This window comes from Pseudomonas sp. TH04, assembly GCF_016651355.1.
Lineage (GTDB): Bacteria > Pseudomonadota > Gammaproteobacteria > Pseudomonadales > Pseudomonadaceae > Aquipseudomonas > Aquipseudomonas fluorescens.
Map to the genome: position 1 here is coordinate 5,989,292 of NZ_JAEKEA010000001.1, position 24,341 is coordinate 6,013,632.

The window sequence follows — 24,341 nt, forward strand, 5'->3', positions numbered from 1 at the left end:
GCAAGCATTTTCAGGCGCACGCTGGCTCGCTCTTACCTGCTTTTTTCTGTGCGGCTACTGACTTCGGTGGGCACATCATTGCCCGCCATGCGCTTTCTAAACAGCGCAGTACGCGCCAGCAGCAAGGTGGTCACCGGCACCGTGATCGCCAACAAAATCGGAATCAACCAGCCGTGCAGCACCGGCGCGGACTTGAGCACCGAAAAGTAGATAATCGACGCCAACGCCACACACCACGCGCCCAGCGTCGAGGCCAGTGCGGGTGGGTGCATGCGTTGGAAAAAGTCCTTCATGCGCAGTAACCCAATCGCGCCGATCAGTGCAAACAGGCTGCTCAGCACCAGCAGCACCGCCACGATGACTTCAACCCATAACGGCATCATTCAATCACCTCGCCACGTAGCAGGAATTTCGCCAGGGCGAACGACCCGACAAAGCCAAACAGCGCAATCAGCAGCGCTGCTTCAAAGTAGGTGTCACTGGCATAGCGAATACCGAGCACCAGCATCATCAGCATCGCCAGGATGTACAGATAATCCAGCGCCAGGACCCGGTCTTGTGCGGAGGGGCCTTTGAACAGGCGTAACAGCGTCAGCACCATTGCCAGGGAAAACAGGAACAGGCTGAACAGGATCGCATTGGAGAGCAGGTCGCTCATTCGAAGATCTCCATCAGGGGCCGTTCGTAGGCGTGTTTGAAGTGCTGGATAAACTGCGCTTCGTCACTCAGGTCGAACACGTGGATCAGCAAAATACTGCGGTCCAGCGCCAGTTCCGACCAGACGGTGCCGGGGGTGACACTGGTGATCATCGACAGCACGGCCAAGCCGTTGGGGTCGCGCAGGTCCAGCGGGATTTTCACAAAGCGCGAGCGCGGTGGCCGTGAGCCGCACACCAACACGCCCCAGGCTACTTGCAGATTGGATGCGATCACATCGCGACCCACCAGAAAAAACAGGCGGATGATCACACCTGGGCGGCGGATGCGGATCGGCAAGGGGCGCAACGGTGCCATCAGCAGCGGCGCGAGAAAACCCATCAGCGCGCCCAGCAACAGGTTGCCGGGGCTGATCGACAAGTTCAACACCAGCCACAACACCCACAATGCCAGCGACAACCACGGGGCCGGAAACAGACGCTTCATGGCTGCACCTCCAGCGCGGCGGCTTTGGCTTCAGGGCTGGGTATCGGTCGCGTCGCCATCACCGCCATCACATAGTGTTCCGGGTTGTTCAGGCTCTCGGCGGTGGCTTGGGTGTAGCGCATCAACGGCTCGGCCTTGAAGGTCAGAATGATGCTCAGGCCGAGCAGGAAGAAAATCGGTATGCACTCGTAACGACGCAGCAGCGGCGAGGGGCGCTCTTCCGGGGTCCAGAAACGCTGGATGCCCAGACGGGCGAAGGCGATCAGCGACGCCAGGCCAGACAGGATCAGCAACGCCACCAGGCCCCAGGCGGCCGGACGGATCGGTTCATCCACTGCGTTGCCCAGGCCCATGGGATTGACCAGCGCACTCAACAAGCTGAGTTTGCCGATAAACCCGGACAACGGCGGCATGCCGATAATCAACAGCGCGCAAGCGACAAAGCTCAAACCGAGAAAGGCCATGGTCCAGGGAATCACCTGGCCGACCACGGCTTTCTGCTCATCGTCCAGGTTCACGCCCGGACGCGGGTGCAGGGACTCCATGGCCTTGGGCAGTGCATCGATTTCTTCATCCAGCGGCAGGTCATTGGCCGAACGCGAGCGCTCGATCAACTCAGCCAGCAGGAACAGCGCGCTCAAGGCCAGTGTTGAGCTGACCAGATAGAACAACGCGCCGGCGGTGAGGCTTGGCTGGGCAAAACCCACGGCCGACAGCAGGATCCCGGCCGACACCAGAATGCTCAAACTGGCCATGCGCTCCAGCCGTTGCGCGGCCAGCATCGCCAGCGCCGCGCAGATAATCGTCGCCATGCCGCCGTACACCAGCCAGTCGCCGCCAAACAACGCCGAAGCACCGGCCTGGCCGGAAAACAGCAGGGTCCACAGGCGCAGCACGGTATATACGCCGACCTTGGTCATGATCGCAAACATCGCCGCCACCGGTGCGCTGGCCGAGGAATAGGCGGGCGCCAACCAGAAATTCAACGGCCACATGCCGGCTTTGGCCAGGAATGCCGTCGCCAGAATCGCCGCGCCAGCGTGCAACAGGCCGCGATCCGCCTCCGGCACCAGCGGGATTTTCAGTGCCAGGTCAGCGAAGTTCAGCGTGCCGGTTACGCCGTAGATCATCGCCGCGCCAATCAGAAACAGCGACGACGCCAGCAGGTTGATCGCGATGTAATGCAGCCCTGACGACACCCGCGCGCGGCCCGAACCGTGCAACATCAAGCCGTAGGACGCCGCCAGCAGCACCTCGAAGAACACGAACAGGTTGAACAAGTCCGCGGTGAGAAAGGCGCCGTACAGGCCCATCATCTGAATCTGGAACAGCGCATGAAAACTGGTGCCGGCACGGTCCCAGCGGGCCATGGCGAACAGCAGCGCACTCACGCCGATGATGCCGGTGAGCACCAGCATCAATGCCGAGAGTTGGTCCACCACCAGTACGATACCGAACGGCACCTGCCAGTTGCCCGGCAGGTACACACCAATCGAGCCGGGGCCGCCTTGTTGCGTCCAGTACAGCAGCAGGATGGCAATGCCCAGGCCGACGATGCTGGAGAACAGGTTGATTTTTGCCTTCAGCGGGCGACGTTTTTCGCCAAGCATCAGCATCAGTGCAGCCGTCAGCAGTGGCAGCAGGATCGGCGCGACGATCATTTGGTTGACCCAATTCATTCCTTGGGCTCCCGGCCGTCCACATGGTCAGTACCGGTCAGGCCCCGGGAAGCCAGCAGTACCACCAGGAACAATGCGGTCATGGCGAAGCTGATCACGATCGCCGTCAGCACCAGCGCCTGAGGCAGCGGGTCGGTGTAGTTGAGCAGGTCTTGCGGCACGCCGTCCTTGATGATCGGCTCCTTGCCGATAAACAGGCTGCCCATGCTGAATATGAACAGGTTGACCCCGTACGACAGCAGGCACAGGCCCATCACCACCTGGAACGTGCGTGGCCGCAGGATCAGCCAGACGCCGGAGGCCGCCAGGACTCCAATGGCAATTGCGATGACTTCTTCCATCAGGCGGCTCCTTCCGTTGCGGCAACGGCTTTCGCCTGGTTGCTCGGTTTATGGGCCCGCACGGATTGGTGACCGAGGGCGGTGAGCATCAACAGCGTCGAACCGACGACCATGGCGTAGACGCCGATGTCGAAGAACAGCGCGCTGGCGATATGGATATCGCCCAGCACCGGCAGGCTGAAGTGCCAGGTGTGGGTCGTCAGGAACGGGTACCCGGCAAACAACGCGCCGAGCCCGGTCAATGTCGCCGAGAGCAGGCCAAAGCCCATCCAGCGCATCGGCCGCAGGCTCATCTGCGCCTCGACCCACTGGGTGCCGGCCACCATGTATTGCAGGATAAACGCCACCGACATCACCAGGCCTGCGACGAACCCGCCGCCTGGCTGGTTGTGGCCGCGCATAAACAGGTAGAACGACACCACCAGCGCAATCGGCAGCAGCAGGCGCACCAGCACCGCCGGCACCATCATGAAGCCCAGGGCGGTGTCGCTGGCCTGGCGCGGGTTGACCAGGTCGGTGGCCACGTCCGGCGCCAGTTGGCGTTGTTGTGCGGGCAGTTGCATGCTTTCTTTCGAAGGACGGAACCGGCGCAGCAGGGCGTAGACGGTCAGCGCTACGGCGCCAAGCACGGTGATTTCGCCCAGGGTGTCGAAGCCCCGGAAGTCCACCAGCATTACGTTCACCACATTGCTGCCGCCGCCTTCGGGCAGGGCGCGGCTGAGGTAGAACGAGGAGATATCGTTGGGCGTCTGGCGGGTCAGCATTGCGTAGGACAACAACGCCATGCCGCCGCCCACCACGGTGGACAGCAGGAAGTCACGCAGACGCCGGATGCGTGCCTTGCGCAGCGAGCTGGGCAATGGCGACACTTCTTCGATCCGCCGTGGCAGCCAGCGCAGGCCCAGCAGGATCAGCACGGTGGTGACGACTTCGACCACCAGTTGCGTGAGGGCCAGGTCCGGCGCCGAGAACCACACGAAGGTGACGCAGGTGACCATGCCGCACACGCTGACCATGGTCAGGGCTGCCAGCCGGTGATACTTGGCTTGCCAGGCGGCGCCCAGTGCACAGGCAATCGCCAGTAACCACAGGGTCACGAACACGATGGAACCGGGGATCTTCGGCCTGTCGCCCCAGCTGATCCCGCTGTTCAGCATCGGGATCAAACCTGCCACCACCGCCGCCAATACCAACAGGAATAGCTGGGTTTGCAGGCGCTTGGTGCTGATGCGTTTTTCGATCTTGCGCACGCCGCGCATCATCACCACCAGGCAGCGCTCGAACATGCGCTTGCCGTTGAAGTAGCTGATCACCGGCGGGTATTTGAAGCGGCCACGCTTGAGTTGCTTGCGCAGCAGCAGGTACAGCACCACGCCGCCGGACATGGCTACCAGGCTCATGATCATCGGCGCATTCCAGCCGTGCCAGATCGCCAGGCTGTATTCGGGCAGTTCACCGCCGACAACCGGCAGCGCGGCGGCGGCGAGGATCGAACCGACCACCTGGGCCGGGAAAATCCCCACCAGCAGGCAAGTGAATACCAGCAATTCAACCGGTGCGCGCATCCAGCGCGGCGGTTCGTGGGGCGTGTGGGGCAGGTCGGTTGCGGGCGGGCCGAAGAACACATCGACCGTGAAGCGCAGCGCATAGGCCACGCTGAAGGTGCCGGCGATGGTCGCGATCATCGGCAGGGCGATTTCCACCCAGGCGGTCGATGACACGAACACGGTTTCGGCGAAGAACATTTCTTTGGACAGGAAACCATTGAGCAACGGCACGCCGGCCATGGATGCACTGGCCACCATTGCCAGGGTCGCGGTAAACGGGATCAGCCGCACCAGGCCACTGAGCCTGCGGATATCCCGCGTGCCGCTTTCATGGTCGATGATGCCCGCCGCCATGAACAGCGAGGCCTTGAAGGTCGCGTGGTTGAGGATATGAAACACCGCCGCGACGGCGGCCAGCGGGCTGTTGAGGCCCAGCAGCAGGGTAATCAGCCCGAGGTGGCTGATGGTGGAATAGGCCAGCAGGCCCTTGAGATCATTCTGAAACATGGCGCAGTAAGCGCCGAGGAGGAGGGTGACTGCGCCGGCACCGCCGACGATCCAGAACCATTCTTCGCTGCCGGACAGCGACGGCCACAGGCGGGCCAGCAGGAACACGCCGGCCTTCACCATCGTCGCCGAGTGCAGGTAGGCAGAAACCGGAGTCGGTGCCGCCATCGCGTGAGGCAGCCAGAAATGGAAGGGGAACTGGGCGCTTTTGCTCAAGGCGCCGATCAGCACCAGAGCCAGCATCACCGGGTACAGGGAGTGCGCACGAATCTGATCGCCCGCCGCCAGCACCTGGTCCAGGTCATAGCTGCCGACGATATGCCCCAGCAGCATCACGCCCGCCAGCAGGCACAAGCCGCCCGCGCCGGTGACCATCAAGGCCATATAGGCGCCACGCCTGGCGTCGGCGCGGTGGTGCCAGTAGCCGATCAGCAGGAACGAGAACAGGCTGGTCAGTTCCCAGAAAAATACGATCTGGATCAGGTTGCCGGAAATCACCAGGCCGAGCATGGCGCCCATAAAAGCCAGGAAAAATGCGAAGAAACGCGGCACCGGGTCGTCCGGCGACATGTAGTAACGCGCATACAGCGACACCAGCGTACCGATGCCCAGCACCAGCATCGAGAACAACCAGGCAAACCCGTCCATGCGCAACACGAAGTTCAGCCCAAGGCTGGGCAACCACATGAATTCTTCGCGGATCACGCCACCGTGGGCGATCTGGGGGTAGAGCAGGGCGACTTGAACAGTGCCGACCAAGGCCACCAGGCCGGCCAGCAGGGATTCGGTGTTACGTGCATTATGCGGCAGCAAGGCCGCCAGACAGCTGCCGATAAAAGGCAGAAGCAGTAGAACTATCAGGGACATAGGCTTCTAATCTGCGGGAGTTTGGGATGCATCATACGTGCCGCTTTCTCGATCACCAAACGGCAAGATGTGGCAGGATCCTACAAGGTAGGCCGAAAACCCCCGTTTGGCATTGTTTCAGGTGGCCCCTTTCAACAACGCACCACGCTCCTGTGTGGGCGCCGGGCTTGCCCGTAATGGCAATCTGACAGTCGGCCTGCATGTCCGACCTTACCCTTGCTGTTCCTGTTCCCTTTCATCGCGTAATTCGAGTGCCTTCTGCCCCTTCGTCTTCCACTCACTGACAATCACCGCCGCCACAATCAACGCCGCCCCGACCATTGCAATCGGTGGAAAGCGCTCCCCGGCAATCCGCCCGATCACGCCTGCCCACACCGGCTCACCGGCATAGATCAGGGTGGCACGGGTGGGCGAAACACTCTGCTGCGCCCAGTTCATCGCGACCTGGATCACCGCACTGGTCAAACCCAGGCCCACGGCGCTGAACAGCAGCAACCAGGAGAACCCGGGCAATGCCTCACCCATCGGCACCACCATCAGAAACGACAACAGCGACGCCGTGGCCAATTGCACGACGGTTACCCGACGCACATCCACCTGCCCGGCAAAGGCGCTGATCAGGATGATTTCGGCCGCCACCGCCACGGCGCAGATCAACGTGGCAATTTCGCCGGGGCTGAAGTTCAGCGAGGCACCGGCCGGGCCGGTGAGCAGCATCAACCCGGTGAACGCCAGCATGATGCCGATGGCCGGCATCAGCGCCGGGCGGCGTCCCAGCACCAACCACTGCAACAGGGGCACAAACGGCACATACAGCGCAGTAATGAACGCCGATTGGCTGCTCGGAATGGTCTGTAAGCCGATGGTTTGCATGCCGTAGCCGAACATGATCGACGTGCCGATGAAGGCGCCGGCTTTCAATTCAAACAGGGTCAGGCCGCGCAGGGTGCGCAATGAGAAGAAACCCACCACGATGGCTGCCGCGGCAAACCGCAGGCCGACAAAAAACATTGGCCCGCTGACGGTCATGGCATGTTGCACGAGCAAAAACGTGCCGCCCCAAATCATGGTGATCACCACCAGGATGCATTCGGCTTTACTGAAACGGTTGAAACGTGTGGAAGCGTTCGGGGCGGTCATGGCGGCTCGGTCTTGCAAGGGAAAGGCACGGACCGCACAATGCGCCGCACGCTGGGCAGTATACTGCGCACACCTACCTATTGAGCAATATAGTGCACAAAGAAAATCCACAACGGGCTTCGGTCCTGCAACACGTCAGCCAGAACGTTCGTCGTCTGCGGCATGCTGCCGACTTGAGCCAAACCGCGCTATCGGAAAAGTCCGGGGTCAGCCGCCGCATGCTGGTGGCTATCGAGGCGGGCGAGAAAAACGTCAGCCTGTCCACTTTGGACCGTGTCGCCGAAGCGTTGGACGTGGCCTTCAGCGACCTGATCCAGGCGCCGGATGCGGGCGACCACAGCCGCATCAACGAGCTGGCCTGGGCCGGTGACATTCCCGGCAGTAAAGCCGTATTGCTGGCCAAAGCCACCGCGCGCCGCGAAGTGGAATTGTGGGAGATGCGCCTGGAGCCCGGTGATCGTTACAACCCCGAGCCAGACCCGGAAGGCTGGAGCGTGCAGCTGTTCGTCTTCGAAGGCAGCCTGACGCTGATTCTCGATGGCGTAGAACAGCACGTCGCCGCTGGCGAGTTTTACATGTTCGCCAGCCGCCAGGCCCACGGCTATCGCAATGACGGTGAGGTCGCCGTGCGCTTTGTGCGTAACGTGGTGATCTAACTGTTTACCCGGCAACAGTCGATGGACACTTTGCTGGTTTGACGTGTGGTCAATCGCCGTGTTTTACCAGCAACGCACTGATTTTATTGGCGATTGAATTCAGGCACGACTCCTGCAATCACCCAGGTATCCCATCGGAGCCTGGAGTCGGCCCATGTCAGCCCATCCTCAACAACCTGCCCATATTATCCGCTCGGATGCCGAAGCGATTGAGGTCGCCATTCGGTTGGCCGCCCGCTTCGCTGTCGACGCCAGCGTGCGCGACCGCGAGCGACGCTTGCCGGTCGCCGAACTTGAAGAGTTTTCCGCCAGCGGCCTGTGGGGTATCACCATTCCCAAGGCCTACGGTGGCGCCGAGGTGTCCTATGTGACCGTGGCCGAGGTGATCAAGGTGATCTCCGCCGCCGACCCGTCCTTGGGGCAAATCCCGCAAAATCACTTGGGCGTGGTGGACATCCTCCTGCAAACCGCCAGCGAGGAACAAAAGCGTCACTACTTCGGCAAGGTCCTGGCGGGCTACCGATTCGGCAACGCCTTCTCTGAGGCCAAGAGCAAAAACGCCGGCACGTTTGACACCCAGATTCGTTTCGACGGCGACACCGCGCAAATCAACGGCGAAAAGTTCTACTGCACCGGCGCGTTGTTCGCCCATCTCGTGCCCACCGTCGGCAACAACGAATACGGCCAGGCCTTCATTGCCTTCGTCGAACGCGATGCGCCGGGCCTCACGGTGGTCGACAGCTGGGACGGCTTCGGCCAGCGCACCACCGCCAGCGGCGGCGTGACGCTCGATGGCGTGGTTGTGCCACGCAGTGCGGTGATCCCGGCCCATCAGGCCTTCGACCAACCCACCGCCAACGGTCCGATCTCGCAGATTATCCAGGCGGCCGTCGATACCGGCATCGCCGTGGGCGCGCTGGAACAGGCGAAAACGTATGCGCGCCAGGCACGCCCGTGGATCGACAGCCAGCAGGAGCACGGCTGGCAGGACCCGTTTACGATTGCCGCCATTGGCGACCTGGAGTGGCGCGTGCACGGCACCGAAGCCATCCTCGCCAACGCTGGCAAGGCGGTTGACCTGGCCCTGGCGGAGCCCAACGAAGACACCGTGGCCAACGCCTCGCTGGTGGTCGCCCAGGCCAAAGTCCTGTCGGCTGAAACCGCTTTGCTCGCCAGCAGCAAACTCTTCGAACTGGCGGGCACCCGCTCGGTCACGGGCAAGCACAACCTCGACCGCTTCTGGCGCAACGCACGCACCCACACGCTGCACGACCCGGCACGCTGGAAATACCACTTGATCGGCAACTTTGTGCTCAACGGCGTGAAGCCTGCACGCCACGCCTGGAACTGAGGAGCCTGACCCATGACCGCACTCAACGATGCACTCAAGCCTGCGCTGAATCACCCCCTGGACCAGGCGCGCCAACTGTTGGAGAACAGCCGACGCTTTGTGCAGGCCAGCGATGACCCCTATGTGATCAGCCGCTTCGGCGATGTGCAAATTCGCATCGACGTGGCTGCTGCGCTGCTCGACCGCGCCGAAACCCACCCCAGCCCCGTCGCCTTGACGGAAGCGCATATCGCCGCCGCCGAAGCCTTGATTGCCGCCAGCCTTGCTGAATTCGAACTGACCGGCCAGCGCACGGTGCTGCCGTCGACCCTCGACGACCCGCTGCGCCGCAAATACCAGGTTGTCGGCAACTACCACCTGAACGGAGTGCTGTGATGTCCCGTGAAATCCGTTTGAATGCCTTCGACATGAACTGTGTCGGCCACCAATCTCCCGGCTTGTGGGCGCACCCGCGTGACCGCTCATGGCAGTACAAGGACCTGGAGTATTGGACCGACCTGGCGAAAATCCTCGAGCGCGGCAAGTTCGACGGGCTGTTTATCGCCGACGTGCTGGGCATCTATGACGTGTACAACGGCAACGGTGACGCGGCGATTCGCCAGGCCGCGCAAGTGCCGGTCAACGATCCTTTGTCACTGATTGCGCCGATGGCATTGGTCACCGAGCACCTGGGCTTTGGCCTCACCGCGTCGCTGTCCTTCGAGCACCCGTATCCGTTTGCGCGCAGGCTTTCCACCCTCGATCACCTGACCAAGGGCCGCGTGGGCTGGAACATTGTCACGTCGTACCTGGAAAGCGGCGCCAAGAACCTCGGCCAGAAAGCCCAGACCGAACATGACGCGCGTTATGACTATGCCGAGGAATACCTGGAAGTTTGCTACAAACTCTGGGAAGGCAGTTGGGAAGAGGGCGCTGTGCTGCGTGACCGCGAACGACGGATTTTCAGCGACCCGAGCAAAATCCATGAGATCCGCCACGTCGGCAAACACTTCCAGGTGCCCGGTATTCACCTCTGCGAGCCATCGCCGCAGCGCACGCCAGTGCTTTACCAGGCGGGCGCGTCCAGCCGTGGCAAGCAGTTCGCCGCCGAACAGGCCGAGTGCGTGTTCGTCGCCGCGCCATCCAAGGTGCTGCTGAAGAAGACTGTCGCTGACATTCGCCGCCGCGCCGCTGAGGCGGGGCGTGATCCGAACAAAATCCTGATCTTCAACTTGCAGACGGTGATCGTCGCTGAGACCGACGCCAAGGCGAAAGCCAAGTTTGACGAGTACAAATCCTATGTCAGTTACGAAGGTGCAATGGCGCTGATCTCCGGCTGGACCGGCATTGATTTCAGCCAGTTCAAACCGGATGAGCCGCTCAAGCATGTGCACACCAATGCGATTCAATCGGCCGTGGAAGCCTTCTCCACAGCGGACCCGAACAAGGTCTGGACACCGCACGAACTGGCCGATTGGGTCGGCATTGGCGGCTTTGGCCCGCTGTTTGTCGGCAGCCCCGAAACCGTGGCCGACCTGCTGCAGGAGTGGGTTGAAAAGACCGATGTGGACGGCTTCAACCTGGCCTACGCACTGACCCACGAAACCTTTATCGACGCCGTGGACTGGCTGGTGCCGGAGTTGCAAAGGCGCGGCGTGTACAAGACCGAATACGCCCAGGGCACCTTGCGCGAAAAGCTGTTCGGCGAGGGCGCGCGGCTGGCGTCGAACCATCCGGGCGCCGGCTATCGCGATTTGTCGGGTTCACACAAAACCACTGTGGGAGCGGGCTTGCTCGCGAATGCGGACTGACATTCAACATCAATGTTGACTGAACCGGCGCTTTCGCGAGCAAGCCCGCTCCCACAGGTTGATCTTCATTGTTTGATCTAATTCAGCCAGCGGACCACCGCACGCTTAACCACCCAATAGGAGCATTACCCCTATGAGCGTGCACGAACTCAAACGCCCGGCGGTGCCGGAGTGGCCCGCCGAATGGCTTGGCCCATTACCCAAGGCCCAGGCGCACCTGCACCACTGGGCGCAGATCACTCCGCTGCACACCGCCTTGCGGCACAAGCGCCAGGGCCAGTGGTATGCGTGGCGCTGGATCGATGCCTTGCGCGATGTGGAGCGCCTGGCCGACGGCCTGCGCCAGCAGGGTTTTGGCGCGCAGTCGCGGCTGGCCCTCAGTGGGGCTTTCGAGCCCAACCTGTTGCTGCTGGCGCTGGCCGCACAGTCCGTCGGCGGGCAGGTAGTGACCCTGGCCGACGACCTGGAGCCCGAGGCCTTGTACCAGCAGCTATGGCGCATTCAGCCCAGCCATTCTTATGCGCAGGGGCGTCAGCAGGTGCGGCATTGGCAGTCCGCCAACCCGTTGAGTTTTAGCCAATTGCTCGGCCCGGTAGACCCGGCGCAACCGCTGCATCGCTGGTGGCCATCAAGGCCTGAAACCGTGCTGTGGAGTGAGGAGGGCACTCACTGGCAAGGCGGTCTGCAAGTGGTGCTGGAGCAATGGTTGAACAGCGGCCACGGCCTGGCGTTTCCCGAAAGCCTCGCCTCGGCCCGGCGCGATTGCAGCGAGGTCGTGCCTACCGGCCTGCTGCTGTCGCCCGAGCGCTTGCAGCACCTGGCCGATGATATCGAACGCCGTCTTGCGCCCCCCGGCACCTGGCGTCGACGCCTGTGCGACTGGGCCATTGCGTACCCACAAAGCGGTGTGCGGCGCCTGATCAAAAACCGCGTGCGCAAGCTGCTGGGCTTCCAGCGCCTGGCATACATCTGGCAGCCACCCAGCACGCAAAAGACTCACAACGACCCAGCATGGCTGGCTGAATTCAAACGGGACATCGCATGAGCCAGGCCATTCTCCAGGTACGGGATATCTCGCTGTCGTTCAAAGGGGTCAAGGCCATCAATGCCTTGTCCTTCGAGGTGCAGCGCGGCGAAATCTGTGCGCTGATCGGCCCCAATGGCGCCGGTAAAAGTTCGTTGCTCAACGTGCTTAACGGCGTGTATCGCTTTGACGCCGGTGAAATCGTTTTTGAGCAACACCACTTCCACCGCATCGACCCTTTGGGCGCCGCGCGTCGCGGCATCGGCCGCACGTTCCAGAACAACGCGCTGTTCAAGAAGATGAGTGTGCTCGACAACATCCTCACCGGCCTGTCGCGGCATATGCGCACCACCTTTATCGAGCAAGCCCTCGACTTGCCGCGCGCGCGTCGAGAGGCCGCAGCGTTTCGCCTGCGTGCCCAAGGCATTCTCGAATTTCTCGAACTGCAAGCCCATCGCGATGTGCTGGTGGGCAACCTGTCCTATGGCCTGCAAAAGCGCGTAGAGCTTGGCCGCGCGTTGATCGCGGGCCCCAGCCTGTTGCTGCTGGATGAACCCATGGCCGGGATGAATGCCGAGGAAAAACAAGAAATGGCCCGCTTCGTCGCCGATGTGAACCGCGACCTGGGCACCACCGTGGTGTTGATCGAACACGACATGGGCGTGGTCATGGGCTTGTCGGACCATGTGGTGGTGCTCGACTACGGGCGCAAGGTGGGGGACGGCACGCCCGCCGAAGTGCAAGCCAATCCGGACGTGATCGCGGCCTATCTGGGAGTCGCACACTGATGACCTTCTTCTTCGAAACCCTGCTCGGCGGCCTGCTCGCCGGCACCCTGTATTCGCTGGTCGCCATCGGCTTCGTGCTGATCTATAAGGCCAGCGGTGTGTTCAATTTCGCCCAGGGCTCGATGCTGCTGTTTGCCGCCCTGACCTTTGTCAGCCTGCACGACCAGGGTGTGCCGTTTGCCCTGGCGCTGTTGCTGACAGTGATTGTGATGATCGTCGGCGCGTTGCTCATCGAGCGGCTGGTATTGCGGCCGCTGGTCAACCGTTCACAGATCACCCTGTTCATGGCCACCTTGGGCCTGTCGTTCATTATCGAAGGCCTGGCCCAAGGCGTGATGGGCTCGCAGGTGCGCGCGCTGGATTTGGGCATCGACGATGTGCCGCTGTTTGTCGGGCCGCTGATGCTCAGCCAGTTCGACCTGATCGCCGCCGCAGCGGCCGTGGTGCTGGTGACCGTGCTGGCGCTGCTGTTCAACAAGACGCGCATCGGCGTATCACTGCGGGCGGTGGCGGATGACACCACGGCGGCGCTGTCGATCGGCATCAACCTCAACCGTATCTGGCAGATCGTCTGGGCGGTGGCCGGCATTGTCGGCCTGGTGGCGGGCCTGTTGTGGGGCGCGCGCCAGGGCGTGCAGTTTTCGCTGTCGCTGGTGGTGCTCAAAGCCTTGCCGGTATTGATCATCGGCGGCTTTACCTCGATTGGCGGGGCGATCGTCGGCGGGCTGATTGTCGGCGCGGCGGAGAACCTCGCCGAGGTGTACATCGGCCCACTGATCGGCGGTGGCATCACCCCATGGTTCGCCTACGTATTGGCCCTGGCCTTCCTGTATATCCGTCCCGCCGGCCTGTTCGGCGAGCGCGCCATCGAGCGAGTCTGAAACCATGTCGATTCCTGTAGTTCAAGAAACTGCGCCGTTGCTGTTGATTCAGCGGCGTCTGCCCTGGGGCCTTCTCGGCCTGTTGGTGCTGGCCTTTATCGTGGTGCCATTGTGGGGCAATGACTATTGGCTCAATGCGATCCTGATTCCATTTCTGGTGCTGTCGCTGGCCGGGCTGGGCTTGAACCTGTTGACCGGCTACACCGGGCAAACCTCGGTGGGCGCGGCCGGGTTCATGGCCGTCGGGGCGTTTGCCACCTACGGCTTTCTGCTGCGCCTGCCGGAGCTGGGCTTGCCGGTGGCGCTGCTCGGTGGCGGTATCATCAGTGCGTGGGTGGGGTTGGTATTTGGCCTGCCCAGCTCGCGGATCAAGGGGTTCTACTTGATGGTCACGACGCTGACGGCGCAGTTCTTCCTGGAGTGGCTGTTCGTCAAATTCCCCTGGTTCTACAACTACGGTTCTTCCGGCACCATTTCCGCGCCAAAACTCGCCCTGTTCGGCCATGACCTCAACACACCGCTGGGCCGCTACCTGTTGACCCTGGTCACGGTGCTGCTGCTGACCTGGACCGCCGTCAACCTGGTGCGCAGCCAAGTGGGCCGAAACTGGATGGCGATCCGCGACATGGACACCGCCGCCGCCGTGGTCGGCATCCCGGTAGTGCGCTACAAGCGCCTGGCCTTTGCCATCAGTTCGTTCTATCTCGGCATTGCCGGCGCGCTGTGGGCGTTTGCCTACCTGGGCACCGCCAGCGCGAGCAGCTTCGACATCAACCGCTCGTTCCAGATCCTGTTCATCATCATTATCGGTGGCATGGGCAGCATCGCCGGCAACTTCGTGGGCGCGGCGTTTATCAGCCTGCTGCCGATCTTTCTCAGCCATGCCGGGCAGGCATTGTTCGGGGGGTCGGTGGACGCAGGGCAGCTGCAGAACCTGCAGAAAATCATCTTCGGCGTGTTGATCATCGTGTTCCTGATCAAGGAACCCGAGGGGTTGATTCGCCTGCTGCACAACCTGCGTGACCGCCTGCGGCAGTGGCCGCTGCGCTTCTAACATTCCCTCAAGAGAATCCAATATGCGTGCAACCCTGAAACGTTCCCTGATCGGCGCCGCCTTCGCGCTGGCTGCCCTGGCCGGTGCGGTGCCCCAGGCGCTGGCTTCGCCCGACCAGCAATTTATCCCGTTGGCCACTTATCGTGTCGGCGCATATGCGTCCAGCGGCGTGCAGGTGTGGGCCGGGATGATCGATTACCTGCGCTATATCAATGAGATTGAAGGCGGCATCAACGGCGTCAAATTGGTGTGGCAGGAATGCGAGACCGAATGGACGGCGGAGAAGGGCATTGAGTGCTACGAGCGCTTCAAAAACGGCCTGGATGGCGCGCCGGTTGCGGTCTATCAGCCCAATGGTGCACCCGCCGCTTATGCCCTGAGCGAGCGGGCGGAAGTGGACAAGATCCCGCTCATCACCCTCGGCTACGGCCGCACCGAAGCGACCGACGGCACGGTGTTCCCGTATAACTTTCCGGTGATGCTGACCTTCTACAGCGAAGCGTCGACCCTGGTGAACTACATCGCCCAACGCGAAGGCGGCTTCGACAAACTCAAGGGCAAGAAGATCGCCACGGTCTATCACGACTCGGCCTACGGGCGGGAAACCCTCGGCCCGTTAAAACTCTTGGCTGAGAAATACGGCTTTGAAAATATCCAGATTCCGGTGGCCGACCCCGGTAACGAACAGTCGGCGCAGTGGCGCCAGGTACGCCAGGCCAACCCGGACTGGGTATTCCTGCGCACCTGGGGTGTGTCGACCCCGGTGGCGGTGAAAACCGCTGCGCGTTTCGGCTTTCCGGTGGACCACATCATCGGCGATATCTGGGCCAGTTCCAGCGAAGACGTGTTGCCCGCAGGCGCCGCCGCCAAAGGTTACCTGGCGCTCACGCCATATCCGGCCGGCGCCGATTTCGAGATCCACAAACGCCTCAAGCAGTCCGTCCTCGACAAGGGGCACAGCGACCTTAAGGACCTGAAAAACTTCGGCAGCGTCTACTACAACTCGGGTTTGGTCAACGCCGCCGTGGCCGTGGAAGCGATTCGCACCGGCCAGGCCAGGTTCGGCAAACGCCCATTGAATGGCGAAGAAGGCCGCTGGGGCCTGGAACACTTGAACATCGATGACGCGCGCCTCAAAGCCATGGGCTATCTGGGCCTGATGCAGAACCTCAAGCTGTCGTGCCGCGACCACGAAGGCGGTGGCTCGGCGCGGGTGCAACAGTGGGACGGTGCCAACTGGACGCTGATCAGCGACTGGATTGCCGCCGACCGTGCGCTCTTGCGCCCACTGATCGATGAAAAATCCGCTGCGTTCGCCAAGGAAAAAGGCCTGACGCCGCGCACCTGCACCGGGGACGAATAAGCCATGAGTCAGCCCGCCGCTGAACCCGCGTCCCCGTCGCTGCTGACGGTCAACGACATCGAAGTGATCTACGACGGCGCGATCCTGGCGGTGGCCGGGGTCTCATTGAATGTGCCCAAGGGCGCCATTGTCGCCTTGCTGGGTGCCAATGGCGCCGGCAAGAGCACCACCCTCAAGGCGATTTCAGGGCTGGTGCGTGCCGAGCGGGCCGAAGTCAGCCGCGGCATGATCGAGTATGCCGGCCGCGATCTGGCCGGCGTCGACCCCAGCCAACGCGTCCGCCAGGGCATGGTCCACGTGTTGGAGGGCCGGCACGTGTTCGGCCAATTGAGCGTGGAAGACAACCTGCGCAGCGGCGGCTTTGTGCGGCGCCTGAGCCGCAGGGACATGGAACACGACCTGGAACGCCTCTACGCCTGGTTCCCCCGGCTCAAGACCAAGCGCCATACCCGCGCCGGGCTGACCTCTGGCGGTGAGCAGCAAATGGTTGCCATCGGCAGGGCATTGATGACTCGCCCGACCCTGGTGCTGCTCGACGAGCCGTCGATGGGCTTGGCACCGATGATCGTGCAGGAGATTTTCGAGATCATCGCGCAGCTCAACCGCGAGCAGCAGGTGAGCTTCCTGATCGCCGAGCAAAACATCAACGTCGCGCTTAACTATGCGTCCCAGGGCTACGTGCTGGATACTGGGCGGGTGGTGTTGAGTGGCAGCGCCACAGCGTTGCTGGCGCGGGGCGATTTGCATGATATTTATCTGGGTAAACACTAAGGGCAAATGTGCATGACTGAATCCATCCGCAACGCTGATGTGCTGATCATCGGCGGCGGTCTGAGCGGCACGATGTTGGCGGTGCAACTGCTGCGTTTGCCCGGGCAGCGGCAAATCCTGGTGATTGAACCGCGCGCCGAGCTCGGCCGTGGCGAAGCCTACAGCGCCGTCGAGTTGGGCCACACCCTCAATGGTAACGCTGCGCGCATGAGTGTCGACCCGGACAACCCGGATGATCTGACGCAATGGCTCACCGGCTACCTTGACGCCGGTGGTTGGCCGCAGGCGCACCAGCAGCCGGTGCCGATCAGTGAGCTGTTCCCGCCGCGCGGGATTTTTGGGTTGTACGCGCAGCAGCGGTTGGCGCAGGCCACGGCGCTGTCAGCGTCGACGGTCGAGCACATCCGTGCCGAGGTGGTCGACTTGCTCGTGGACGACACGTGCACCCGCTTGACCCTCGATAACGGCCAGCAACTGCGCGGCGCCCATGCGGTGTTGGCCACGGGGATGTTCCCGGCGGCGCGCACACCACAGACTCATTCCAGCGGCTTGAACGCCGCGGCGGTGGACCCGTGGGACGTCCAGGCGATGACCCGGATCGACCCGCAATCGACGGTGCTGATCATAGGTTCCGGGCTGACCATGGTGGATGCCGTGGTATCCCTGGAGCAGGCCGGTCATCGTGGGCCAATCGAGATTTTCTCGCGCCACGGTTTATTGCCCCATGTGCGCCGCCAGCCGCCGAGCTGGGAGGATTTTCTCGCCGCTGACCCCAGCCTGCGCAGCCCTCGGCAATTACTGCGCGAGGTGCGGCGCCAATGCCGCATCGCGCAGGCCCAAGGCATCGACTGGCAAGCCCCGCTGGACACCGTGCGCGCGCATATCGGGCGCCTGTGGAGCCAGGCTGGCGAGCGCGAAAAACGCCAGTTCGTGCGCCATGTACGGCCCTGGTGGGAAAGCCATCACCACCGCTCGCCACCGTTGAGTGCGCAGTTAGTGGCGCGATTGCAGGAGGAAGGGCGACTGCGCATTCAGGCGGCGTCGTTCAAGGGCCTGGTCGCTTGCGAGGATGCCGTGACGATCAACGTGCGTCGTCGCGGCGAGCAGGTGGTCACTCAGGTGGCGGGCGCGGCACTGATCAATTCCAGCGGCATTGAATACGATTGGCGCCGCGTGGCTCGGCCGTTGCCGCAACAGTTGCTCAAGCGCGGGTTGATCCAGCCCGGGCCGCTCGCACTGGGGATTGCGGCGGATGTGTCCGGCGCGGTTGTCGATGCCGAAGGCAAGGTCAGCCAGCGCCTGTTCGCCATGGGCCCGCCATTGCGCGGGATGTGGTGGGAAAGCACGGCGGTGACCGATGTGGCGATTCAGGCCAAGGCGCTGGCGGCCAAGCTCACCCAACGCTAAAGGTGGGAGCGGGCTTGCTCGCGAAAGCGGTGGATCAGTTAGCCCCTTGCCGACTGATACTGCGCTTTCGCGAGCAAGCCCGCTCCCACATTTGGATCTCTATTGATCTTGAGAGTGTGTTCAACTTCCTGCTTTTACGAACCCAGGCTTGAGCCCGAACACTTCAACGCCTTGGGCGGTCGACTGTCCGGTTGTCACCTTCACCCGCTCCACCGGCTTATCCATTGCCGCCCGATACTCCACGGTCATGTCATCGCGGTTAATGGCCTGGCTCGGCACCACGATCGCCTGCGCATTGTTGTACGTCACAATGGTCAAGCGTGCGCTCATCCCCAGCCGCACCCGTTGCAACTGCTGGGCGGTGAGCTTGGGGATCGACAACGTCACCGGAAACTGCGCGCTGCCCTGGCTGTCGCTGGCAATCGCCAGGCCGCTGACCACACTGACGGACCCGGTCAGCCGCTCGCCGTCGAACCCATCGCCCATCACCTCTACCGCCTGGCCCGGGTGCAATTGGTTGATGTCCAACTCCGACACCCTGGCGACAATTTTCAGCCGCTCGATATTGGCCAGGCCGAACAACACCTGCCCCTGGCTCACCTTGCTGCCGGCCTGCACCGGCGCGTTGTTGTTACCGCCACTTTGAGGCGAATTATTACTGCCGGGTGCGGGCACCACGATGCCGGAGAACGGCGCCTTGACCTCCTTGCCATCGAGCAATGTGTGCAGCGCCTCGTACTTCACTGTGGCATTGGTCAGTTCCATGTCCGCGATTTGCCTGTACTCGCCCTGGCCCTGCGCCTGTGCCTGCTGCAAATCCATGCGTGCAGAGGCGAGGTCGAGTTGCTGCTGCTGGGTCTGCTGCTTGAGGTCATCCAGTTCGTTGCGCGGGATGATGCCGCGCTTGAAGAGGTTTTCACTCTCGGTGAGTTTGCGCTGGGTGTTACCGGCGGTCATTTCGGTGGTGCGCAGGCTACGGCGCGCACGGCTGACGGCGGGGCTGCTGTTCCAGTCCTGCATCTCTTGCACGGTGCGCCGGGCCTTGAGCTGGGCGGACAAGGCATCGCGCAGTTGCACTTCGAGGGTGGCCGGGTCCATGCGCAGCAGCACCTGGCCGGCGTCTACCCGCTGGCCCTGTTCCACCAGGTTGGCCAGCACGTTGCCGTCGAACGGCGCGGTAAGGGTGATGATGGTGTCGGGTTCGATCTTGCCCACCAGGCCAATCTGATGCACCAGTGGGTCAGGTTTCACGGCCAGCCATTGTTCGGCTGTATCGGTCTGCCCGGCATCGCTGCGGTGGCTGAGCGCGGTGACGCCGGCGCCCGTCAGCAGCACGATCAATGCAGCGCCCAGCAGGCGTTTTTTATTAGTAGTCATTGAGGGCGATTTCCCAACTTTCCAGCGTCATGCCCAGTGTCAGGTCGAACTGGGTCTGGGCGTTCAAATAAGCGATCAGCGCGTTGAGCTGCGCGTTCTCGGCATTGCGCAGGTCGGCCTCGAAACTCAGCACCTGGAAGTTGCTGGAGCGCCCGGCGCTGAGTTTCTCCCGCTCGATCTCGATCTTGCGGCGCGACAGTTCCACGGCACGCTGGGAGATTTCATACTGGCGCCAGCGGGTGCCGAGGTCACGCACCACGTCGTTGACGTTGCGCTCCAGTTCCTGGCGCGCATCGGCGATGCGGATCTCCTGATCCTCCACATTGACCCGTGCTCGCACCTCGGCCTGGCGCGTGCTGATGTCGCCAATCGGGATCTGCACCTGCACACCGGCGTAGCTGTTCCAGGTGCGGTTATGGTTGTTGCCATTGTCGATGTTGCTGTTGCTGTAGGCATCGCGTACCTGGTTGGCCCCGGCCACCAGGTCCACTTGCCAGCGTCCGGAATCCTTGGCGATGACCAGGTTGAGGTCGGCCTGCTGGCTACCGAGCAGGGCGGCGAGGTATTCCGGCTGCTGGGTTTGCGCGAGGTTGAAGGCCTGGCGCTTGTCGATGACCATCGGCTTGGCTTCCAGCGCCTCACTGGCGCGGATCGGCGTCGACAGGTCCAGGGCCAACAGGCGCAATAGCGCCAGGCGGCTGGTGTCCAGCTGGTTGCGGGCTTCTTCCACACCGAGTTGCTGAGTCGCGATATCGGCTTCGGTCTGCACGATTTCGAACTCGGCCATGCGCCCCGCGCTGATCAGCGCCTTGTTCACTTCCAGCAAGGTGTTGGAACGTTTCAGGGCATCCTGGACGATGCTCAACTGCTCCTGAGCGCGCAGCAATTCACGGTAAGTGGCGATGATCTGGCTGATGGTCTGCGCCACGGTGGCCTTGAGGTTCAGGCGGTTGGCCTGCTCCGACAGGCGCGACAGGCGCAGCGGCGCGGTGGTGGCGTCCCAACCTGCGCCGCGCATGAGCGGCTGGATGAGCGCCAGGTCCAGGCCGTCGCTGCGGTAGCGGCCAGCACGGTCGGCGGTGTTCAGTTGTTGGGTCCAGGCCATGCTCAGCCGGGTGCCGTACTCGCCAAGCAGGGTTGCATTCGGGGCCAGGTTGGCATTGCGCGAGTTATCGACCGAGCCGCGACTTTGGCGGTAATAACTGTTGAGGGTGAGCTTGGGGTTGAACGTGTCTTCGGCCACCCGCAGATCGAACTTCTGCGCCACCCGCTGCAGGTAGGCACTGCGGATCGCCGGGTTGTTGCGCAAGCCCAGGTACACCGCATCGCCCAAGGTCATCGTGGTGACCTGCGCGTTCAGCGACACGCTTTGATCGTAACCACTGCGCGTGGTGCTGGGGGCGGACGGGTTGATGACCACGTCGGCGGCCATGCCCGGCAGGCTGACCAGCACGAGCAAACCGAGCCATTTATTCATCACGCAAGGCCTCCACCGGCTGCAGCCGCGAGGCCGAGACCGCCGGGTAGATGCCAAAGAACAGGCCGACCAGCAGTGTACTGCCGACCCCCAGCGGCAGGGCGGCGGCAGCCAGGGCAAACTGCCAGCCCGACAGCCAGGCGTAGAGCCAGGCGGCAGTCATGCCCAGCACCGCGCCGCATAATGCGCCGACGGCCGTCAGCGTGACGGCCTCCAACAGGAACAGGTTGCGGATGTCGCGCTGGCGCGCACCCAAGGCCATGCGAATGCCGATTTCACGACGGCGCTCCGAGACATTCATCAGCATTACGTTCATCACCCCGACACCGCCGCCAACCAGAGAAATGGCACCCAGGGCGAGCAACAAGTAGGCGAACGTGCGGCTTTGCCGAGTCATGCCGTCGATCATTTGTTGGGGCACCTGGATGTCGACATCGCGGTCGGTGAGCTGGCTTTTCAGTGCGACGGCGGCGTCGCGGGCGATGCGGTCCATGTCCTGGCCGGGCAAGGCACGGATGAGCACATTGCTGATTTGCGGGGTCGGGTAGATGCGGCGCATGCCTTCGGCGGGGATGAACAGGGATTCGTTGGCTTGCACCGGCATCAGCATGGCGCGGGGTTGGTTGTGCAGGATGCCCACCACCAGGAACAGGTAATCGTTGATGCGCACGCGATCACCCAACTTCAGTGGGTCGCCCGGCGTACTCAGGGCCTGGGCAATCTGGTCGCCGACCACGCCGTAGGTTTCGCCGGCGTCGAAGTTCGATAGAAAACGCCCCTCACGCACCGCCAGGCGCATGGCGTCCTTGATGTCCGGCGTGGTGCCGACAACGTTGGCGCTGACCGTGCGACCGTGGAACACGATGGGCCCGCCGAACACACTGAGCGCGCCGATATGACCGATGCCCGGCACCGTTCGGCGTACCGCGTCGAGGTCGAGGCTGGCGCGCATCAGTGCATTGCTGTTGCCTTTGGGCGGGAACTGGGCGACCAGGGTGTCGGTGCCCATGTCCTTGAAAATCAGCGCGGCATCCACCGCCGCGTTGTGGCCGATATTGATCAACGCCACCACCGATGAACTGCCGATCACGATACCCAGCAGTGCCAGGACTGAGCGTTTGCCCAGGGTGCGCAGGCTGACGAACGCTTCATGCAGCAGTTGGCTGAGGCTCTGTTCAACCCGCAGGCTGCGCTCTACCCGCAGGCTCATAGGCGCTCGGCCTCCTGCACCACGCCATTGCGTACCAGAATCTTGCGCTCCAGGCGCTCGGCGATATGCGCGTCATGGGTGACGATGATCAGCGTCACCTGCTGTTCGCGGTTGAGGGCCAGGAGCAAGTCCATGATCTCCTGGGCGGTGGTGCTGTCGAGGTTGCCGGTGGGTTCGTCGGCGAGGATCACCGAGGGTTTGCCGACCAGGGCGCGAGCAATCGCCACGCGCTGGCGCTGACCACCGGAGAGGTCGGCGGGGCGATGGTGGGCGCGCTCCGCCAGGCCGACTCGCGCGAGCATGTGCAGTGCCTGCTCCACTGATTCATGGCGCGACACACCGCGGTAACTGAGGGGCAGGGCGACGTTGTCCAGCGCACTGAGGCGCGGCAGCAGGTTGAAGCTCTGGAACACAAAACCGATCTGCTGGTTGCGGATCGCGGCCAGCTCATCGGGCGTCGCGCTGAAAATATCGTGACCGGCAAAGTGGTACCGGCCGCAGTTGGGCAGGTCCAGCAAGCCGAGGATATTGAGCAGGGTGCTTTTGCCGGAACCGGAGGCGCCGAGAATGCCGCAGCTGTCGCCGCTGGCGATGGACAGGCACACATCATTAAGAATGGACAGGTGTTGCCCGGCGAGCTGATAGCTTTTGCCGATGCCTTGCAGGGAGATCAAGCCTGGGTGCGCGGGGGTATCTGTCATCATGACTACGCCTGCAGTCTCGACGGTGCCGTCATGCCCCCGGTAAATCTTTGTAACAAGTTCGGGAGCTGCCTGGTACGCGTCACGGACTGGTTTTGTTTCTTGTTTTTAAAATATTGTTTGAATAGTAACCGCGTTCAATCCGCTTCGCCAGCGGTGGATGTAGAGCGGTTTTATCCTTTGAAAGCTTTTTTCTGCGGCTCGGTTCAGGCGCTCAGCAATGCCTTCGTCTATCTTCACAACGCCCGGTTATACAGGCTTTTATAGGGATGAAGGCGTGCCACTGCTTGCTTTCGACAGGCCGCCCCGGTATAAAAAATCAAATTATTTTTTAAAACAATATTTCCCCCCGTGGAACTCTTATGGTCGCGAAGAAACTCAGCGCTCCAAACGTTACCAAGACTCGACTGCTGGATGCGACAGAGGCTCTTTTCATCAAATACGGCTATGACGCCGTGCTGCTGCGGCAGATTACCGAGCGCGCGCAGGTGAACCTGGCCGCCGTGAACTATCACTTCGGGGACAAGGATTCCCTGATGAAAACCCTGCTGATGCAGCGCCTGGAGCCGCTCAACGAGCAGCGCCTGGAATTGCTTGCGCGCTGCGAAGCTGAAGCCAGCGGCCCGCTCGATTGCGACACCTTGCTTGGGGTGCTATTTGCCCCGGCCATGGGCCTGGAACGCAGCGACCCGGCCAGCGGCGAAGGGCGCTCGTTCATTCGTTTCCTGGGGCGGGTGTACAGCGACACCTCGCCGTTTATCCAGGAATACCTCAAGGTGCATTACCAGCCGGTATTTCAGCGCTTCTTCGAAGCCTTCGCCCTGGCATTGCCGGACTTGCCACGCAACGAGCTGGGTGTGCGCCTGCAATTTGCGCTCAAGGCGATTTCCGGGGTGATGGCGGGGACGGAACTGCGCTTGCTGATGAATTCCATGAGCCTGGGCCGGCCGGCCACTGATGCCGAAGTGATGGCTAAGTTGATCACGCTGGTCTCGGCCGCGATTCGTGTGCCGCAACAAAGTCCTGAGGCCGAAACCGCGCTGGCCAAGGTGCTGGATACCCAGCGTGCGATTCGTGAACAAGCTGCTGCGCCTGCTTCCAAAGCGGCCCGTTGAACCCCAAATCCAAGACAAAAAAAACCCGCTGGGGCGGCGGGTTTTGATGTGCAGCGTTTGTAACGGATGAGGCTTCACCCTACGGCTGCGGATGTGAATAAAGCGTGAAAAAAATGTAAGTAAAAGGCTGGGTGCAGAGAGATTCACGAATA

23 protein-coding genes are annotated in these 24,341 nt (G+C 62.3%); 12 read left to right on the forward strand and 11 right to left on the reverse strand.

Annotated features, from left to right (window positions below; translation table 11 throughout):
- Positions 1–32: 32 nt before the first annotated feature.
- The 7 genes from JFT85_RS27040 to JFT85_RS27070 all read right to left on the reverse strand — a co-directional run bounded on the left by JFT85_RS27040 (position 33) and on the right by JFT85_RS27070 (position 7,224).
- Positions 33–383, reverse strand: coding sequence for a Na+/H+ antiporter subunit G (locus tag JFT85_RS27040; RefSeq protein ID WP_053256897.1), 351 nt, complete (start codon positions 381–383; stop codon positions 33–35).
- Complete coding sequence (locus JFT85_RS27045) at positions 380–658, reverse strand: K+/H+ antiporter subunit F (protein ID WP_053256896.1); 279 nt, start codon at positions 656–658, stop codon at positions 380–382. The genes JFT85_RS27040 and JFT85_RS27045 overlap by 4 nt, the downstream gene beginning before the upstream one ends.
- Positions 655–1,143, reverse strand: a complete 489-nt coding sequence (locus JFT85_RS27050) for a Na+/H+ antiporter subunit E (protein WP_053256895.1) — start codon at positions 1,141–1,143, stop codon at positions 655–657. The genes JFT85_RS27045 and JFT85_RS27050 overlap by 4 nt, the downstream gene beginning before the upstream one ends.
- Positions 1,140–2,822 carry a monovalent cation/H+ antiporter subunit D gene (locus tag JFT85_RS27055; protein ID WP_053256894.1) on the reverse strand — a complete coding sequence of 561 codons (1,683 nt, stop codon included), beginning with the start codon at positions 2,820–2,822 and terminating at the stop codon, positions 1,140–1,142. Before JFT85_RS27055 ends, JFT85_RS27050 begins: the two co-directional genes overlap by 4 nt.
- Positions 2,819–3,163: a Na+/H+ antiporter subunit C gene (locus JFT85_RS27060; RefSeq protein ID WP_003192163.1), complete on the reverse strand. Its 345-nt coding sequence runs from the start codon at positions 3,161–3,163 to the stop codon at positions 2,819–2,821. The genes JFT85_RS27055 and JFT85_RS27060 overlap by 4 nt, the downstream gene beginning before the upstream one ends.
- Positions 3,163–6,084: a monovalent cation/H+ antiporter subunit A gene (locus JFT85_RS27065; protein ID WP_053256893.1), complete on the reverse strand. Its 2,922-nt coding sequence runs from the start codon at positions 6,082–6,084 to the stop codon at positions 3,163–3,165. Before JFT85_RS27065 ends, JFT85_RS27060 begins: the two co-directional genes overlap by 1 nt.
- A gap of 210 nt (positions 6,085–6,294) precedes the next feature.
- The gene (locus JFT85_RS27070) at positions 6,295–7,224 is read right to left on the reverse strand and encodes a DMT family transporter (RefSeq protein ID WP_053256892.1); all 930 of its coding nucleotides are present in this window, start codon (positions 7,222–7,224) and stop codon (positions 6,295–6,297) included.
- Between the two features lie 92 nt (positions 7,225–7,316).
- Here JFT85_RS27070 and JFT85_RS27075 point away from each other — a divergent pair, with 92 nt between their 5' ends.
- The 11 genes from JFT85_RS27075 (at position 7,317) to JFT85_RS27125 (ending at position 18,309) form a co-directional block, all read left to right on the forward strand.
- A complete protein-coding gene (locus JFT85_RS27075) occupies positions 7,317–7,880 on the forward strand; it encodes a helix-turn-helix domain-containing protein (protein WP_053256891.1) in 564 nt (187 codons plus the stop codon).
- 154 nt (positions 7,881–8,034) lie between these two features.
- Positions 8,035–9,231 carry an SfnB family sulfur acquisition oxidoreductase gene (locus JFT85_RS27080; RefSeq protein WP_169875264.1) on the forward strand — a complete coding sequence of 399 codons (1,197 nt, stop codon included), beginning with the start codon at positions 8,035–8,037 and terminating at the stop codon, positions 9,229–9,231.
- A 12-nt stretch (positions 9,232–9,243) separates the two neighbouring features.
- Positions 9,244–9,606 carry an acyl-CoA dehydrogenase gene (locus tag JFT85_RS27085; protein WP_053256889.1) on the forward strand — a complete coding sequence of 121 codons (363 nt, stop codon included), beginning with the start codon at positions 9,244–9,246 and terminating at the stop codon, positions 9,604–9,606.
- Positions 9,606–11,021 (forward strand): LLM class flavin-dependent oxidoreductase, encoded by a 1,416-nt coding sequence (locus tag JFT85_RS27090; RefSeq protein ID WP_169875265.1) that lies wholly within the window; start codon positions 9,606–9,608, stop codon positions 11,019–11,021. Before JFT85_RS27085 ends, JFT85_RS27090 begins: the two co-directional genes overlap by 1 nt.
- A gap of 133 nt (positions 11,022–11,154) precedes the next feature.
- Positions 11,155–12,066 carry an AMP-binding protein gene (locus tag JFT85_RS27095; RefSeq protein WP_069551719.1) on the forward strand — a complete coding sequence of 304 codons (912 nt, stop codon included), beginning with the start codon at positions 11,155–11,157 and terminating at the stop codon, positions 12,064–12,066.
- On the forward strand, positions 12,063–12,833 hold the full coding sequence (locus tag JFT85_RS27100; RefSeq protein ID WP_053256886.1) for an ABC transporter ATP-binding protein: 771 nt from the start codon (positions 12,063–12,065) through the stop codon (positions 12,831–12,833). The genes JFT85_RS27095 and JFT85_RS27100 overlap by 4 nt, the downstream gene beginning before the upstream one ends.
- The gene (locus JFT85_RS27105; RefSeq protein WP_064452944.1) at positions 12,833–13,714 is read left to right on the forward strand and encodes a branched-chain amino acid ABC transporter permease; all 882 of its coding nucleotides are present in this window, start codon (positions 12,833–12,835) and stop codon (positions 13,712–13,714) included. The genes JFT85_RS27100 and JFT85_RS27105 overlap by 1 nt, the downstream gene beginning before the upstream one ends.
- 4 nt (positions 13,715–13,718) lie before the next feature.
- Positions 13,719–14,768: a branched-chain amino acid ABC transporter permease gene (locus tag JFT85_RS27110; RefSeq protein ID WP_169875266.1), complete on the forward strand. Its 1,050-nt coding sequence runs from the start codon at positions 13,719–13,721 to the stop codon at positions 14,766–14,768.
- A 22-nt stretch (positions 14,769–14,790) separates the two neighbouring features.
- Positions 14,791–16,131 (forward strand): ABC transporter substrate-binding protein, encoded by a 1,341-nt coding sequence (locus JFT85_RS27115; RefSeq protein WP_169875267.1) that lies wholly within the window; start codon positions 14,791–14,793, stop codon positions 16,129–16,131.
- Between the two features lie 3 nt (positions 16,132–16,134).
- A complete protein-coding gene (locus JFT85_RS27120; protein ID WP_053256882.1) occupies positions 16,135–16,902 on the forward strand; it encodes an ABC transporter ATP-binding protein in 768 nt (255 codons plus the stop codon).
- Positions 16,903–16,914: 12 nt separating this feature from the next.
- Positions 16,915–18,309, forward strand: coding sequence for an FAD/NAD(P)-binding protein (locus tag JFT85_RS27125; RefSeq protein ID WP_073637805.1), 1,395 nt, complete (start codon positions 16,915–16,917; stop codon positions 18,307–18,309).
- A gap of 120 nt (positions 18,310–18,429) precedes the next feature.
- On the opposite strand, the gene JFT85_RS27130 is transcribed toward JFT85_RS27125, so the two are convergent.
- Genes JFT85_RS27130 through JFT85_RS27145 form a run of 4 tightly spaced genes read right to left on the reverse strand, consistent with a single transcriptional unit; the run spans position 18,430 to position 23,077 of the window.
- A complete protein-coding gene (locus tag JFT85_RS27130) occupies positions 18,430–19,686 on the reverse strand; it encodes an efflux RND transporter periplasmic adaptor subunit (protein WP_073637804.1) in 1,257 nt (418 codons plus the stop codon).
- A complete protein-coding gene (locus JFT85_RS27135) occupies positions 19,676–21,163 on the reverse strand; it encodes a TolC family protein (protein ID WP_073637803.1) in 1,488 nt (495 codons plus the stop codon). Before JFT85_RS27135 ends, JFT85_RS27130 begins: the two co-directional genes overlap by 11 nt.
- Entirely contained in the window at positions 21,156–22,373 is a 1,218-nt protein-coding gene (locus tag JFT85_RS27140) for an ABC transporter permease (RefSeq protein ID WP_073637802.1), read from the reverse strand. The genes JFT85_RS27135 and JFT85_RS27140 overlap by 8 nt, the downstream gene beginning before the upstream one ends.
- The gene (locus JFT85_RS27145; RefSeq protein WP_073637801.1) at positions 22,370–23,077 is read right to left on the reverse strand and encodes an ABC transporter ATP-binding protein; all 708 of its coding nucleotides are present in this window, start codon (positions 23,075–23,077) and stop codon (positions 22,370–22,372) included. The genes JFT85_RS27140 and JFT85_RS27145 overlap by 4 nt, the downstream gene beginning before the upstream one ends.
- A 359-nt stretch (positions 23,078–23,436) precedes the next feature.
- Here JFT85_RS27145 and JFT85_RS27150 point away from each other — a divergent pair, with 359 nt between their 5' ends.
- Entirely contained in the window at positions 23,437–24,189 is a 753-nt protein-coding gene (locus JFT85_RS27150) for a TetR/AcrR family transcriptional regulator (RefSeq protein WP_069553687.1), read from the forward strand.
- Positions 24,190–24,341: the final 152 nt, after the last annotated feature.